We start from the raw sequence: 13,951 nt of genomic DNA, 5'->3' as shown, positions 1-13,951 counted from the left end.
TCACGATCAACTCGCCCGTCCTTCCCGGGGCGAAAACGCGACAAGTGTGGCATGCAGAAATGAGAAAGCCCGTCAGGAGACGGGCTTCAAAATGTGACAGCTTTTACCGGTTACAGAGGCTTGCCGCGGTTGCCATGCTGACTGACAAAGGCCTGCACGGCTTTCAAATCATTCGGCAACACGGTGCAACGCTCATCTCGCTCAAACAAATCAGAAAGATGTGCAGGTAGTTCGAGCGCTTTTCCTACGCCGGCTTTCTCCACTGCATCCGGGAATTTGACCGGATGGGCGGTGCCGAGAATCACCATTGGAATATCCAGGCTACGACGGCATTCGCGCGCAGCTTTCACACCGATGGCGGTGTGCGGGTCCAGCAACTCGCCGGTCTGCTCGTAGACTTCGGCGATGGTTTCGCAAGTTTGCGCGTCATCCACGGCCAGGGAATCGAACAACTTGCGGGCTTCGGTCCAGCGCTCCTCTTCGACGCTGAAACCGCCACCCTGTTTGAACGTATCCATCAATCCGGCAATCGCGGCGCCGTTGCGACCATGCAGGTCGAACAGCAGGCGTTCGAAGTTCGACGAGACCATGATGTCCATCGACGGCGACAGCGTGGCGTGCAGGGTTTCTTTGACGTACTGATTGCCGCTCATGAAGCGGTGCAGGATGTCGTTGCGGTTGGTGGCGACGATCAATTGGTTGATCGGCAGGCCCATGTTGCGCGCGAGGTAACCGGCGAAGATGTCGCCGAAGTTGCCGGTCGGCACCGAGAACGACACCGAACGTTCCGGGCCGCCCAACTGTAGGGCTGCGTGGAAGTAGTAAACGATCTGGGCCATGATCCGCGCCCAGTTGATCGAGTTCACCGCCACCAGGCGCGTGCCCTTGAGGAAGCTCTGGTCGGCGAAGCTCGCCTTGACCATTTCCTGGCAGTCATCGAAGTTGCCTTCGATGGCGATGTTGTGGATGTTCTCGCCGAAGATGGTGGTCATCTGGCGACGCTGCACTTCGGACACACGGTTGTGCGGGTGCAGGATGAAGATGTCGACGTTTTCGCAGTGCTTGCAGCCTTCGATGGCAGCCGAACCGGTGTCACCGGAGGTAGCGCCAACGATGACCACGCGCTCGCCGCGTTTTTCCAGCACGTAATCGAGCAAACGACCGAGCAGTTGCAGGGCGAAGTCCTTGAACGCCAGGGTCGGGCCGTGGAACAGCTCCAACACCCATTCGTTACCGTTCAGCTGACGCAGCGGCGCAACGGCGTTGTGGGAAAACACGCCATACGTTTCTTCAAGAATCTTTTTGAAATCGGCATCCGGGATGCTGCCGGTGACGAACGGGCGCATGACGCGGAAAGCCAGCTCGTGATACGGCAGGCCGGCCCAGGAAGCGATTTCTTCCTGGGTGAAACGTGGCAGGTTTTCCGGGACGTACAGACCGCCGTCGGTGGCGAGACCGGCCAGCAGGACATCTTCGAAATTCAGGGCCGGTGCCTGGCCGCGGGTACTGATATAGCGCATAGGGGCAAACCTTCGGTTTGGGCTTCAAGGGGCAAGCTACAAGCTGCAAGTAAAAGCCGATCTGCCTTTGACTTGCTGCTTGAAGCTTGCTGCTTGCCGCTGTGTTAATTCAGGTGTTCGACGCGGATCCGTACGACCGGACCGACCACGCCTGTCAGGGCTTCCAGAGCGGCGATCGCGTCGTTCATGTGCTGTTCCAGCACGCGATGAGTCAGCAGGATCATCGGCACCAGACCGTCATGCTCTTCGACTTCTTTCTGCATGATCGATTCGATGTTGATGCCACGCTCCGACAGGATGCTCGCAACCTGGGCCAACACGCCCGGATGGTCTTTGGCCTGAATGCGCAGGTAGTAAGCGCTTTCGCAGGCTTCGATCGGCAGGATCGGGTGCGCCGACAACGAATCCGGCTGGAAGGCCAGGTGCGGCACACGGTTTTCCGGGTCGGAGGTCATGGCGCGAACCACGTCCACCAGGTCGGCGATCACCGACGAAGCGGTAGGCTCCATGCCGGCTCCAGCGCCGTAGAACAGGGTCGATCCGGCAGCGTCACCGTTGACCATCACCGCGTTCATCACGCCGTTGACGTTGGCGATCAGGCGATCGGCCGGGATCAGCGTCGGGTGCACGCGCAGTTCGATACCGGCCGCGGTGCTGCGCGCCACGCCCAGGTGCTTGATGCGATAGCCCAGCGCTTCGGCGTAGTTCACGTCAGCCGTGGTCAGCTTGGTGATGCCTTCGGTGTAGGCCTTGTCGAATTGCAGCGGGATGCCGAACGCGATGGACGCCAGGATCGTCAGCTTGTGGGCTGCGTCGATGCCTTCAACGTCGAAGGTCGGATCGGCTTCGGCGTAACCCAGGGCTTGCGCCTCGGCGAGTACGTCTTCGAAGGTGCGACCCTTCTCACGCATTTCGGTAAGGATGAAGTTGCCGGTGCCGTTGATGATCCCGGCGACCCAGTTGATGCGGTTGGCGGACAGGCCTTCACGGATCGCCTTGATCACCGGAATGCCACCGGCCACAGCCGCTTCGAACGCCACAATCACGCCCTTCTCGCGAGCCTTGGCGAAAATTTCATTACCGTGAACAGCAATAAGCGCCTTGTTCGCGGTGACCACATGCTTGCCATTCTCGATGGCCTTGAGTACCAGCTCGCGGGCAACGGTGTAGCCGCCCATCAGCTCTATAACGATGTCGATCTCAGGGTTCGTGGCCACTTCGAAGACATCGTTGGTAATCGCAATACCGGTCGTTTGGAACTGAGGCTTTGGCGTGCGCATGGCAATTTGTGCCACTTCGATTCCACGCCCGGCACGACGAGCAATTTCCTCGGCGTTGCGCTGAAGTACGTTGAAGGTACCGCCACCGACGGTCCCTAACCCACAGATGCCTACTTTGACCGGTTTCACTGTGAACTCCCCATAAAACGGCCGACTCAAGGCCGGCCGTGAAAACAGCCGCATGCTCGCGGCTCTCTATTAATGGCCCGGCAAATGTTGCCGCCGGACCATGATCGTCAAAGGCTGGCCGTGACGATGCGAATTATTTCGCGCCCAGCGCCAGTTTGGCGACTTGTGGCGCAGGCTGGTAGCCCGGAATGACCTGACCGTCAGCCAAAACGATGGCCGGTGTGCCGTTCACGCCAATCGACTGCCCCAGGGCGAACTGTTTGGAAACCGGGTTATCGCACTTGGCGGCCTTGATTTCCTTGCCGTCGACCATTTTGTCCATGGCGGCTTTCTTGTCTTTCGAGCACCAGACCGCTTGCAGCTGTTCGTCACCCGGCGAGCCCAGGCCCTGGCGCGGGAACGCGACGTAACGCACTTCGATGCCGCGCTTGTTCAGCTCAGGCACTTCGGCGTGCAGTTTGTGGCAGTACGGGCAGGTGGTGTCGGTGAACACGGTGATGTGCGATTTGGTTTCGCCGATCGCCGGGTAGACCACGGTTTCCGCGACTGGAATGGCGTTGACCAGTTTGGACACGCCCAGGCGTTCGGTCTTCTCGGTCAGGTTGACCGGCTTGCCGTCCTTGAGCTGGAACAGGTAGCCCTGAACCACGTATTGGCCGTCGGCGCTGGCGTAGAGCACGCGGCTGCCTTGCAGTTTGACTTCGTACAGGCCTGGCAGCGGACTGGCGGAGATGCTTTCTACCGGCACTTCGAGCTGGAGGTTTTCCAGGCTTTTACGAATCGCTTTGTCGGCCGCGTCATCGGCGACGGCAAAGGTGCTGACCAACGCAATGGCTGCGGCGGCGAAAATCTGGGTCAGACGCATGAGAACTCCTGAAGACGGACAAATGGGACGATCAGAACGCCCGTGCCGAAGCACCGGGTCATAACCGCCCATCGTGCAAACCGGCAAAGCCTACCACATAAGGCCCCTGTGGCCGAATGCGCCTGACGCAAGACATTGGGACAACGCAATCCCCTGTAGGAGTGAGCCTGCTCGCGATAGCGGTAGTCCTGACAACACAGCGGTGACTGACAGATCGCCATCGCGAGCAGGCTCACTCCTACAGGGACTTTGTTCAGCCTCTGGGGTGATGTTTGGCGTGCAGGTCCTGCAAGCGTGCGCGGGCGACGTGGGTGTAGATCTGCGTGGTCGACAGGTCGCTGTGGCCGAGCAGCATTTGCACCACCCGCAAGTCGGCGCCGTGGTTGAGCAAATGCGTGGCGAAAGCGTGACGCAAGGTGTGTGGCGACAGCGACTTGCCGATCCCGGCGACCTTGGCCTGGTGCTTGATGCGGTGCCAGAAGGTCTGACGGGTCATCTGCTCGCCGCGCTGACTGGGAAACATGACATCGCTGGGACGCCCACCGAGCAGCTCCTGGCGGCCATCACGCATATAACGTTCGACCCAGACAATCGCCTCCTCGCCCATCGGCACTAACCGCTCCTTGCTACCCTTGCCCATCACCCGCAGCACACCCTGGCGCAGATTGACCTGCTCCAGTGTCAGGCTGATCAACTCCGTCACCCGCAGGCCGCAGGCGTAAAGCACTTCGAGCATGGCGCGGTCACGCTGACCGATGGCTTCGCTCAAGTCCGGCGCCTTCAGCAGCGCTTCCACGTCGGCTTCCGACAGCGATTTAGGCAACGGCCTACCCAGCTGGGGCATATCGACACGCAACGTCGGATCGACTGCGATCAACTTTTCCCGCAGCAAGTAGCGATAAAACCCACGCACGCCAGAGAGAAATCGCGCCGTGGAACGGGGTTTGTAATTCTGCTCCAGGCGCCAGGCCAAGTGATCGAGGATCAATTCACGGCCGGCGTTGATCAACTCCAGCCCCTTCTCCTGCAGCCAGCCGTTGAATAAGGCCAGGTCACTGCGGTAGGCATCGCGGGTGTTATCGGAAAGACCTTTCTCCAACCACAGCGCGTCGAGAAACTGGTCTATCAAAGGATGATCGATGGCGGGCATAAAGACTCAGGCAAGACCGACAGTACGGTCAGGGAAGATAAATCGCAGGCAACAAAAAAGCAGCCCGTAGGCTGCTTTTTTCTGCATCGGAAGCTGGACTTAAGCCAGTTTTTCCTTGATGCGAGCTGCTTTACCGGACAGGTCACGCAGGTAGTACAACTTGGCTTTACGTACGTCACCGCGACGTTTAACGGCCATGCTGTCGATTTGCGGGCTGTAGGTCTGGAAAGTACGCTCTACGCCAACACCGTTGGAGATTTTACGAACGGTGAAAGCACTGTTTACGCCGCGGTTACGCTTGGCGATAACAACACCTTCGAACGCTTGCAGACGCGAACGGTCGCCTTCCTTCACTTTCACCTGAACGACAATGGTGTCGCCCGGGGCAAAGGTAGGGATCTCTTTGGTCATCTGCTCTGCTTCGAGTGCAAGGATGATTTTGTTAGTCATGCTGTGCTCCTAAGGTAAATCGTCGGATCTACCATCGATACGTTGTTAACTATCGTCCCGCTCGCGGATGTATTCCTCGAGCAGCTTCTTCTCTTCTCCAGAAAGCGAGCGGCTTTCCAGAAGATCGGCGCGTCGTTCAAAGGTCCTACCAAGGGACTGCTGTAAACGCCAACGCCGGATATGCGCGTGATTGCCACTTAGCAACACGTCGGGAACACGCTGATCCGCATACACCTCAGGTCGGGTGTAGTGCGGGCAATCCAGCAAACCATCCGTAAAGGAATCTTCCTCGGCGGAGTCCGCATGCCCTAAAGCTCCAGGCAGCAGTCGTGTAACCGCATCGATCAGGACCATCGCTGGCAGCTCGCCGCCAGACAGTACATAGTCGCCAATCGACCACTCTTCATCGACATGAGCATCAATAAAACGCTCGTCAATGCCTTCATAGCGGCCGGCAATCAGGATCAATGCATCCAGATTCGCCAACTCGCGTACCGCCGACTGAGTCAGTTGACGGCCTTGGGGGGACAGGTAAATTACCTTCGCCGCCTCCCCGGCTGCTGCCTTGGCCTGAACCAGTGCATCTTCCAGGGGCTTGATCTTCATCACCATGCCCGGACCACCGCCAAATGGGCGATCGTCCACAGTGTGATGTCGATCCGTCGTGTAGTCTCGCGGATTCCAACAGGTGAGCTGCAACAGCCCCTGTTTCACCGCACGACTGGTGATGCCGTACTCGCTGATGGCGGAGAACATCTCGGGAAACAAACTGATCACTTCTACGCGCAAGTTAGCCACGCTTAGAAGTCCGCATCCCATTCCACCTTCATCTCGCCTGCTGCGAGGTCGACGGCCAACACGCATTGCTCCGTATAGGGCAACAGGCGTTCGCGATCATCCAGGCTGCCAGCGCAAGGCTTGACCACCATTACATCATTGGCGCCGGTTTCCAGAAGATGATCGATTTTCCCGAGCAATTGCCCGAGTTGATCAATAACCTTCAGACCTTCCAGCTGGTACCAGTAGTACTCGCCGTCGGTCAATTCAGGGAACAGGTTGCGCGGCACGCAGATCTCATAACCGGCCAGAAGACGAGCTTCTTCACGATCATCAAGACCCTTGAGCTTTGCGACCAGGAACTTGTCGTTCCCACGTCCGCTGACCAGCTCGACCTGTTTCACATTGCCTTCGCGCTTGAGCGTCCAGGTTTTGTACTGCAACAGGTTTTCAGTCGGATCAGTAAAGGAATAAACCTTCACTTCGCCGCGAACGCCATGAACAGAATAAATCTTGCCGATAACGATCAAATCATCAGCAATAGCAGGCGTCGCGTTCATATTGCTCAGGCCGCAGCCTTAGCAGCGTCCTTCAACAACTGAGCAACACGCTCAGAAGGTTGTGCACCAACGCTCAGCCAGTAGGCTACGCGCTCTTGGTTCACGGACAGACGGACTTCTTGACCACGAGCAACAGGGTTGAAGAAACCAACCTGTTCCTTGTGCGAACCGTCGCGCGGGTTGCGGCTGTCGGTTACGGTCAAGTGGTAAAACGGGCGCTTTTTGGAGCCGCCAAGGGCAAGACGGATTGTTAGCATGTGAACATCGTTCCTGTAGTCGGTGCTGCAAATCTAAAGGCACAGCGGGCATAGGTGCCCGAAAGGCCGCATATTCTAAGGAATATCCGGACTTTTGCAAATGTCTTTTTCCGGCGGCCTAGCGGACGCCATGCAGATTTGCTATAGAGCCGTCGTTGAAAACGGCCAGTCAGCTCCCGCCAAGTGCGGGTTTGCTGGAGATCCCACTTCCGTGTGGGCTGCGCAAGAGCAAGCCCTTGCGCGAATTCTTTACATTTTCGGCATGCCGCCGCCGGGCAACATACCGCCCATGCCGCGCATCATTTTGGCCATTCCGCCTTTCGCGGAGAATTTCTTCATCATCTTCTGCATCTGCTTGTGCTGCTTGATCAAGCGACCGATGTCCTGCACCTGGGTGCCGGAACCCATGGCGATCCGGCGTTTGCGCGAACCGCTGATCAGCTCAGGGTCGCGGCGCTCGGCCGGGGTCATGGAGTTGATGATGGCTTCCATCTGCTTGAATTGTTTCTCTGCCGCGCCCTGGGCATTGCCCATCTGCGCCAGGTTCACGCCGCCGATGTTTGGCAGTTTGTCCATGAGGCCGCCGAGGCCGCCCATGTTCTTCATCTGTTGCAGCTGATCACGGAAGTCTTCGAGGTCGAAACCCTTGCCCTTCTTCAGCTTCTTGGCCAGTTTGTCGGCCTTGTCCTTGTCGAGGGTCGCTTCGGCCTGTTCGATCAGGCTGAGCACGTCGCCCATGCCGAGGATGCGCGAAGCAATACGCTCGGGGTGGAACGGTTCGAGCGCTTCGCTCTTCTCGCCCATACCGATGAACTTGATCGGCTTGCCGGTGATGGCACGAACCGACAGGGCGGCGCCGCCACGGGCGTCGCCGTCAACCTTGGTCAGGATCACACCGGTCAGCGGCAATGCGTCGCCGAAGGCCTTGGCCGTGTTGGCGGCGTCCTGGCCGGTCATGGCGTCGACCACGAACAGGGTTTCGACCGGGTTGATCGCGGCGTGCAATGCCTTGATCTCGCCCATCATCTCTTCGTCGATGTGCAGACGACCGGCGGTATCGACGATGACCACGTCGATGAATTTCAGTCTTGCTTCTTTAATAGCCGCTTGCGCGATGTCGACCGGCTTCTGGCTCAGGTCGGACGGGAAGAAGGTAACGCCGACTTCACCCGCGAGCATTTCCAGCTGTTTGATCGCCGCCGGACGGTAAACGTCCGCGGACACGACCATGACCGACTTCTTCTTGCGCTCTTTAAGGAAGCGCGCGAGTTTGCCGGCGGTGGTGGTTTTACCCGCACCCTGCAAACCGGCCATCAGCACGACGGCTGGCGGCACGGCGCTCAGGTTCAAATCTTCGTTGGCCGCGCCCATCAGGCTTTCGAGTTCGGCCTGGACGATCTTCACGAAGGCCTGGCCCGGCGTCAGGCTGCGTGACACCTCGGTGCCGACGGCGCGTTCCTTGACCGAATTGACGAAGTCTTTCACCACTGGCAAGGCGACGTCAGCTTCGAGCAACGCCATGCGCACTTCGCGCAGGGTGTCTTTGATATTGTCCTCGGTCAGCTTGGCCTTGCCGGTGACATGGCGCAGCGTCTGCGAGAGACGGTCGGTTAAGTTTTCAAACATTGCGCGATCCTTTCAGGCCCTGTGTAGACCGGGATAATGGCGGCCCAGACCGGAATAAACATGTGCTCGGCGAGCCTGCGGCGTGGGCAGGTCGCGGATTATAGCGAAGACTGCGTCTGGCGGACACCTCATCGTCAGGTTGCATGGTCTTTCGTGCTACGGGGGTTCTATGCCAAACTCAGCGCCTTTCGGGCTTGCCTAACAGGATTTATGCTCCCCTTGTCACCCAGTTTGCTGACTACCCTCGCCGCCGCCTGCTTATATGCCGCTGCGACCCTCTATCAAGGCACTCGTCTGGCCACCGGCGCCAAGGCGAACAAACGCCTGCTGGTCACGCTCGGCGTACTTGCCGTGCTGGCTCACAGCGCCAGCCTGTTTACCCACCTGCTGACACCGATCGGCCTGGGACTGGACTTTTTCAGTGCCGCCAGCCTGATTGCCGCAGCGGTCATCACCCTGACCCTGCTGGCCTGTTCGCGGATCCCGGTGGAAAACCTACTTATATTGTTGTTCCCGCTCGGGGCCGCCACGGTACTGCTTGCGCAGTTCGCCCCTGCCGGCACGGTGCAGGTCATCGACGAAGAGCCGGGCATCCTCGCCCACATCCTGCTGTCGATCCTCGCCTACGGCATGTTCACCATCGCGATGTTTCAGGCCTTGTTGCTGCTGGTCCAGGACCATCAGCTCAAGCACAAGCACCCGTCGGGGCTGATCAAGAACTTCCCGCCGCTGCAAACCATGGAAAGCCTGTTGTTCGGCTTCCTCTGGGCCGGCTGGACCCTGCTGTCGCTATCGCTGCTGTCCGGCTGGTTGTTCGTCGACAACCTGTTCGCCCAGCACCTGGTGCACAAAACTCTACTGGCTTGCCTGGCCTGGATCGTCTTCAGCGTGCTGCTTTGGGGCCGTAACCGCCTCGGCTGGCGCGGACACAAGGCCATTCGCTGGACCCTCGCCGGTTTCTGCCTGCTGATGCTGGCGTACTTCGGCAGTAAGCTGGTCCGTGAATACATCCTGCACATCTGACGGGCGGCATTAATGGACGACTTGCCCATAGGGCCGATGCTCGCGGTATTGGCCCTGCTGATTCTATGGTCGGGGCTGTTTACCGCCATCGAAACGGCACAGCAGTACTTGCTGGCCCAGCGCACCGCCTCGCGCTCCAGCGACAAACCGGTCGCGAAGCTGAGCTTCCCGCTGAACAGCCTGATCTTCTGCAATACCCTGTGCCGCGCACTGGCAGTGGTCATCAGCACCTTGCTGGCGATCTTCATCTGGGCGGAAAACGGTCCGTGGATTGCCTGCCTGGGTGCAGGTGCCGCGCTTCTGGTGTTCGCCGATTACCTTCCGCGCACCCTTGCCGTGCGATACCCCGACGCCGTCCTGGCCTTGGGCAACACGCTGCTCGGCGCGCCCCTGAAAATCATCTACCCGGCCGCCTGGCTGCTCAATGGCTTCACCCATCTGCTGATGCGACCGTTTGCCCGCAAAGTCAAAGTGGTGCAACAGAGCGAAGACGAAAGCCCGAACGACCGGAATGACGATTACGATCAAGCCGTCTGCCGCCCACACCCGCTGGCGGGCATCCATGCGCTCGACAACATCACGGTCAACGACATTCTGGTGCCGCGCAGTGACGTCGACGGGATCAACCTCGACGACTCCCTTTCAGAGATCATCGAGCAACTGCGCAACAACAAGCGCACCCGCCTGCCGGTGTTCCACAGCGACATCAACCAGGTCGAAGCGGTGCTCAATACCCGGCAGATCCGCCACTTGCTGGCCGATGCGAGCCTGACCCTCGAAGCGTTGCTGGCCGCCAGTCACGAACCGTACTTCGTGCCGGAAAGCACTCCGCTGCAACTGCAACTGCTGAATTTCCACAAACAGCAGCGGCGCCTGGGCATGGTGGTCGACGAATATGGCGAAGTGCTCGGTATCGTGACCCTGGAAGACATTCTCGAAGAAATCGTCGGCGAATTCGAAAGCCAGCACAGCCTGGACAACCCGCACATCCATCCGCAGGCCGATGGGCGCCTGGTGATCGAGGGTGCAGCGTCGATCCGCGAATTGAACAAGAGCCTGGGCTGGCACCTGCCCAGCGATGGCCCGAAAACCCTCAACGGGTTGGTGACCGAGGCGCTGGAGACGATTCCGGACAGTGCGGTGTGCCTGAAGATCGGGCGTTATCGGCTGGAGATTCTGGAGACGGAAGACAATCGCGTCACGCGCGTGCTGATCTGGCATACCAGCTCGGTTCCGGCAGTCGTCTAAACCGTGACACCTCCTCTGTAGTGGGGGATTTATCTGTGGTGTGGGGTTTATCTGTGGCGAGGGGATTTATCCCCGTTGCGTTGCGAAGCAGCGCCAAAATCTCTGCAATCAGGCAAACCTCTTGGGGCTGCTTCGCAGCCCAACGGGGATAAATCCCCTCGCCACACTTTGATTCCCAATCTTAGTCACTGGTCGCTGGTTATCGTCGCCAGCGATTGGCCACTTGTTTGATCGTTAGCCACCTTCCTATAATCAAACCCGCTTACCCAAGCCCCGCCGGATCACGTGCTTACCCCGCACGCAGCAGGTTCCGGCCAGTCCATCGGCAATATCCGCACGACACCGACGACTGTTCCTACCTTGAACAGCGGCCGCGCCTCACTCCCACATCCCTGGGTGTTCGACCATAATAATTCGCTCCACTGGGGCACATGACTGTCAGGGAAAACCGCATGACAACCAGCACGACTTATATCGACGCGCCTACCCAACCGACGAACTCCGCCACCCGCGTAGCCACGGCGAGTTTTATCGGCACGGCCATCGAGTTTTACGACTTCTACGTCTATGCCACCGCCGCTGCGCTGGTGATCGGCCCGGTGTTCTTTCCGCAGACCTCCGGCACCGCCCAGATGCTGTCGGCATTCCTCACCTTCGGCATCGCCTTCCTTGCCAGACCATTGGGATCGGCGCTGTTTGGGCACTTCGGTGACCGCATCGGGCGCAAATCGACACTGGTCGCTTCGCTGCTATTGATGGGCGTGTGCACCACGCTGATCGGCGTATTGCCGGGTTACGACAGCATCGGGGCCTGGGCGCCAATCCTGCTCTGCGTGCTGCGTTTCGGCCAAGGCCTTGGCCTGGGCGGTGAATGGGGCGGTGCGGCGCTGCTGGCGACGGAGAATGCGCCCAAGGGCAAGCGTGCCTGGTTCGGCATGTTCCCCCAGCTCGGCCCTTCGATTGGCTTTCTGGCGGCTAACGGCCTGTTCCTGACGCTGGCCATGACCCTGAATGACGAGCAGTTCCGCTCGTGGGGCTGGCGGATTCCGTTCCTGCTCAGCGCCGCGCTGGTGATGGTGGGTCTGTATGTGCGACTCAAACTCCACGAAACCCCGGTGTTTGCCAACGCCATGGCGCGCCAGGAGCGAGTGAAGATCCCGCTGGTCGAGCTGCTCAGCCAGTACTGGGCGCCGATGCTGCTGGGTGCCGGGTCGATGGTGGTGTGTTACGCACTGTTCTACATCTCGACCGTATTTTCGTTGAGTTATGGCGTGGCGACACTCGGCTACAGCCGCGAAACCTTCCTCGGGCTGCTGTGCTTCGCCGTATTGTTCATGGCGGCGGCAACGCCGTTGTCGGCCTGGGCCAGCGACCGTTACGGGCGCAAACCGGTGCTGATCATCGGCGGCGTGCTGGCAGTTCTGTCCGGATTCTTGATGGAACCGTTGCTGACCCAAGGCTCGACCTGGGGCGTGGCGCTGTTCCTGTGCATCGAGCTGTTTCTGATGGGCGTAACGTTTGCACCGATGGGCGCGCTGCTACCGGAGCTGTTTCCGACTCGTGTGCGGTATACCGGCGCGTCGGCAGCCTACAACCTGGGCGGAATCGTCGGGGCCTCGGCGGCGCCGTTCTTCGCGCAGAAACTGGTGGCGATGGGCGGTTTGAGTTATGTCGGCGGGTATGTTTCAGGGGCGGCAGTGTTGAGTTTGATTGCGGTGCTGTGCCTGAAGGAGACGCGGCATAACGATTTGAATCGGATTGCCTGACAGAAAAAGCTTCGCGGGCAAGCCTCGCTCCTACAGGGTTGGGTTGAACCACAATTATGTGTTCGACGCTGATCCGTAGGAGCGAGGCTTGCCCGCGAAGGCCGCGCCTCGGTTTACAGCTCGACTACGACAGCCTGAGAAGCACGGGTCGCTTTTGCACGAGCAGCCTCAATCGACTCATCCCGCGCCAACGCCACGCCCATCCGGCGCTGGCCATTGACCTCTGGCTTGCCGAACAGACGCAACGCCGTATCCGGCTCGCTCAAAGCAGCACCCAAATTGGCGAAAGCGGTCTGGGTCGACTGCCCTTCCACCAAAATCACCGCCGAAGCCGATGGCCCGAACTGACGGATCAACGGAATCGGCAGGCCTAGAATCGCCCGTGCGTGCAGCGCGAACTGCGACAGGTCCTGGGAAATCAGGGTCACCAGACCGGTGTCATGCGGGCGCGGCGAGACTTCGCTGAACCATACCTGATCACCTTTGATGAACAGTTCGACGCCAAACAGACCACGGCCACCCAAGGCTTCGGTGACGGCTTTGGCAACGCGCTCGGATTCAGCCAGGGCAATCGGGCTCATGGCTTGTGGCTGCCAGGATTCCTGATAGTCGCCTTTCTCCTGACGGTGACCGACTGGCGCGCAGAAGGTCGTGCCGCCCACGTGGCGCACGGTCAGCAAGGTGATTTCGTAGTCGAAGTCGATGAAACCTTCGACGATCACGCGACCTTTACCGGCGCGACCGCCTTCTTGAGCGTAATCCCACGCGGTTTTCACATCGTCGGCGCTGCGCAGCAGGCTCTGGCCTTTGCCTGACGAACTCATCACTGGCTTGACCACGCACGGGAAGCCGAGGTCCTGGACGGCCTTGCTGTAGTCCTCGAAGGTATCGGCGAAATGGTACGGCGAGGTCGGCAGGTCCAGCTCTTCAGCGGCCAGGCGACGGATGCCTTCGCGGTTCATGGTCAGCTGCGCAGCGCGCGCGGTCGGGATTACGGTGAAGCCTTCAGCTTCCAGTTCGACCAGGGTCGCGGTGGCGATGGCTTCGATTTCCGGCACGATGAAGTGCGGCTTCTCGGCTTCGATCACGGCACGCAGGGCAGCGCCGTCGAGCATGTTGATCACGTGGCTGCGATGCGCAACTTGCATGGCCGGCGCGTTGGCGTACCGGTCGACGGCAATCACTTCAACGCCCAGGCGTTGCAGCTCGATCACCACTTCCTTGCCCAACTCGCCACAACCACACAGCAATACGCGGGTCGCGGTTGGCGACAATGGAGTTCCGATACGGGTCATCTCAG

At 59.5% G+C, this 13,951-nt stretch carries 13 protein-coding genes; 3 read left to right on the top strand and 10 right to left on the bottom strand.

Annotation, left to right across the window (positions count from 1 at the left end):
- Positions 1–110: 110 nt before the first annotated feature.
- From thrC to ffh, 9 genes are all read right to left on the bottom strand, one after another.
- Positions 111–1,520: a threonine synthase gene (thrC, locus tag ACYZTY_RS03870; protein ID WP_461957373.1), complete on the bottom strand. Its 1,410-nt coding sequence runs from the start codon at positions 1,518–1,520 to the stop codon at positions 111–113.
- 104 nt (positions 1,521–1,624) lie between these two features.
- Complete coding sequence (locus ACYZTY_RS03865; RefSeq protein WP_027924910.1) at positions 1,625–2,929, bottom strand: homoserine dehydrogenase; 1,305 nt, start codon at positions 2,927–2,929, stop codon at positions 1,625–1,627.
- Between the two features lie 133 nt (positions 2,930–3,062).
- Positions 3,063–3,794 carry a bifunctional protein-disulfide isomerase/oxidoreductase DsbC gene (gene dsbC, locus ACYZTY_RS03860; RefSeq protein ID WP_010462985.1) on the bottom strand — a complete coding sequence of 244 codons (732 nt, stop codon included), beginning with the start codon at positions 3,792–3,794 and terminating at the stop codon, positions 3,063–3,065.
- 253 nt (positions 3,795–4,047) lie between these two features.
- Positions 4,048–4,944 carry a site-specific tyrosine recombinase XerD gene (xerD, locus tag ACYZTY_RS03855; RefSeq protein ID WP_010462986.1) on the bottom strand — a complete coding sequence of 299 codons (897 nt, stop codon included), beginning with the start codon at positions 4,942–4,944 and terminating at the stop codon, positions 4,048–4,050.
- Positions 4,945–5,043: 99 nt separating this feature from the next.
- A complete protein-coding gene (gene rplS, locus ACYZTY_RS03850) occupies positions 5,044–5,394 on the bottom strand; it encodes a 50S ribosomal protein L19 (RefSeq protein WP_003175895.1) in 351 nt (116 codons plus the stop codon).
- A 45-nt stretch (positions 5,395–5,439) separates the two neighbouring features.
- The gene (trmD, locus tag ACYZTY_RS03845) at positions 5,440–6,213 is read right to left on the bottom strand and encodes a tRNA (guanosine(37)-N1)-methyltransferase TrmD (RefSeq protein WP_173860472.1); all 774 of its coding nucleotides are present in this window, start codon (positions 6,211–6,213) and stop codon (positions 5,440–5,442) included.
- Entirely contained in the window at positions 6,195–6,731 is a 537-nt protein-coding gene (rimM, locus tag ACYZTY_RS03840; protein WP_010463008.1) for a ribosome maturation factor RimM, read from the bottom strand. The genes trmD and rimM overlap by 19 nt, the downstream gene beginning before the upstream one ends.
- A 5-nt stretch (positions 6,732–6,736) precedes the next feature.
- Positions 6,737–6,988, bottom strand: a complete 252-nt coding sequence (gene rpsP, locus ACYZTY_RS03835; protein ID WP_007944872.1) for a 30S ribosomal protein S16 — start codon at positions 6,986–6,988, stop codon at positions 6,737–6,739.
- 249 nt (positions 6,989–7,237) lie between these two features.
- Positions 7,238–8,614 (bottom strand): signal recognition particle protein, encoded by a 1,377-nt coding sequence (gene ffh, locus ACYZTY_RS03830; RefSeq protein WP_461957372.1) that lies wholly within the window; start codon positions 8,612–8,614, stop codon positions 7,238–7,240.
- Positions 8,615–8,824: 210 nt separating this feature from the next.
- Here ffh and ACYZTY_RS03825 point away from each other — a divergent pair, with 210 nt between their 5' ends.
- The 3 genes from ACYZTY_RS03825 to ACYZTY_RS03815 all read left to right on the top strand — a co-directional run bounded on the left by ACYZTY_RS03825 (position 8,825) and on the right by ACYZTY_RS03815 (position 12,651).
- Positions 8,825–9,637, top strand: a complete 813-nt coding sequence (locus tag ACYZTY_RS03825) for a cytochrome C assembly family protein (protein WP_461957371.1) — start codon at positions 8,825–8,827, stop codon at positions 9,635–9,637.
- A gap of 12 nt (positions 9,638–9,649) precedes the next feature.
- On the top strand, positions 9,650–10,885 hold the full coding sequence (locus tag ACYZTY_RS03820) for a transporter associated domain-containing protein (RefSeq protein WP_461957370.1): 1,236 nt from the start codon (positions 9,650–9,652) through the stop codon (positions 10,883–10,885).
- A 452-nt stretch (positions 10,886–11,337) separates the two neighbouring features.
- Positions 11,338–12,651 carry an MFS transporter gene (locus tag ACYZTY_RS03815; protein ID WP_461957369.1) on the top strand — a complete coding sequence of 438 codons (1,314 nt, stop codon included), beginning with the start codon at positions 11,338–11,340 and terminating at the stop codon, positions 12,649–12,651.
- A 113-nt stretch (positions 12,652–12,764) separates the two neighbouring features.
- On the opposite strand, the gene purT is transcribed toward ACYZTY_RS03815, so the two are convergent.
- Positions 12,765–13,946 (bottom strand): formate-dependent phosphoribosylglycinamide formyltransferase, encoded by a 1,182-nt coding sequence (purT, locus tag ACYZTY_RS03810; RefSeq protein WP_461957368.1) that lies wholly within the window; start codon positions 13,944–13,946, stop codon positions 12,765–12,767.
- Positions 13,947–13,951: the final 5 nt, after the last annotated feature.

Source organism: Pseudomonas sp. LB1P83 (genome assembly GCF_054897885.1).
Note: the sequence above shows the minus strand (reverse complement) of the source record. Positions and strands in the feature narration are given on the sequence as shown.

What these genes read in the sequence shown, in the direction of transcription:
- trmD (WP_173860472.1), bottom strand. Translation starts at nt 6,213, where the DNA reads ATGGGATGCGGACTTCTAAGCGTGGCTAACTTGCGCGTAGAAGTGATC.
- thrC (WP_461957373.1), bottom strand. Translation starts at nt 1,520, where the DNA reads ATGCGCTATATCAGTACCCGCGGCCAGGCACCGGCCCTGAATTTCGAA.
- dsbC (WP_010462985.1), bottom strand. Translation starts at nt 3,794, where the DNA reads ATGCGTCTGACCCAGATTTTCGCCGCCGCAGCCATTGCGTTGGTCAGC.
- rimM (WP_010463008.1), bottom strand. Translation starts at nt 6,731, where the DNA reads ATGAACGCGACGCCTGCTATTGCTGATGATTTGATCGTTATCGGCAAG.
- purT (WP_461957368.1), bottom strand. Translation starts at nt 13,946, where the DNA reads ATGACCCGTATCGGAACTCCATTGTCGCCAACCGCGACCCGCGTATTG.
- ACYZTY_RS03815 (WP_461957369.1), top strand. Translation starts at nt 11,338, where the DNA reads ATGACAACCAGCACGACTTATATCGACGCGCCTACCCAACCGACGAAC.
- ACYZTY_RS03825 (WP_461957371.1), top strand. Translation starts at nt 8,825, where the DNA reads ATGCTCCCCTTGTCACCCAGTTTGCTGACTACCCTCGCCGCCGCCTGC.
- ffh (WP_461957372.1), bottom strand. Translation starts at nt 8,614, where the DNA reads ATGTTTGAAAACTTAACCGACCGTCTCTCGCAGACGCTGCGCCATGTC.
- ACYZTY_RS03820 (WP_461957370.1), top strand. Translation starts at nt 9,650, where the DNA reads ATGGACGACTTGCCCATAGGGCCGATGCTCGCGGTATTGGCCCTGCTG.
- rplS (WP_003175895.1), bottom strand. Translation starts at nt 5,394, where the DNA reads ATGACTAACAAAATCATCCTTGCACTCGAAGCAGAGCAGATGACCAAA.
- rpsP (WP_007944872.1), bottom strand. Translation starts at nt 6,988, where the DNA reads ATGCTAACAATCCGTCTTGCCCTTGGCGGCTCCAAAAAGCGCCCGTTT.
- xerD (WP_010462986.1), bottom strand. Translation starts at nt 4,944, where the DNA reads ATGCCCGCCATCGATCATCCTTTGATAGACCAGTTTCTCGACGCGCTG.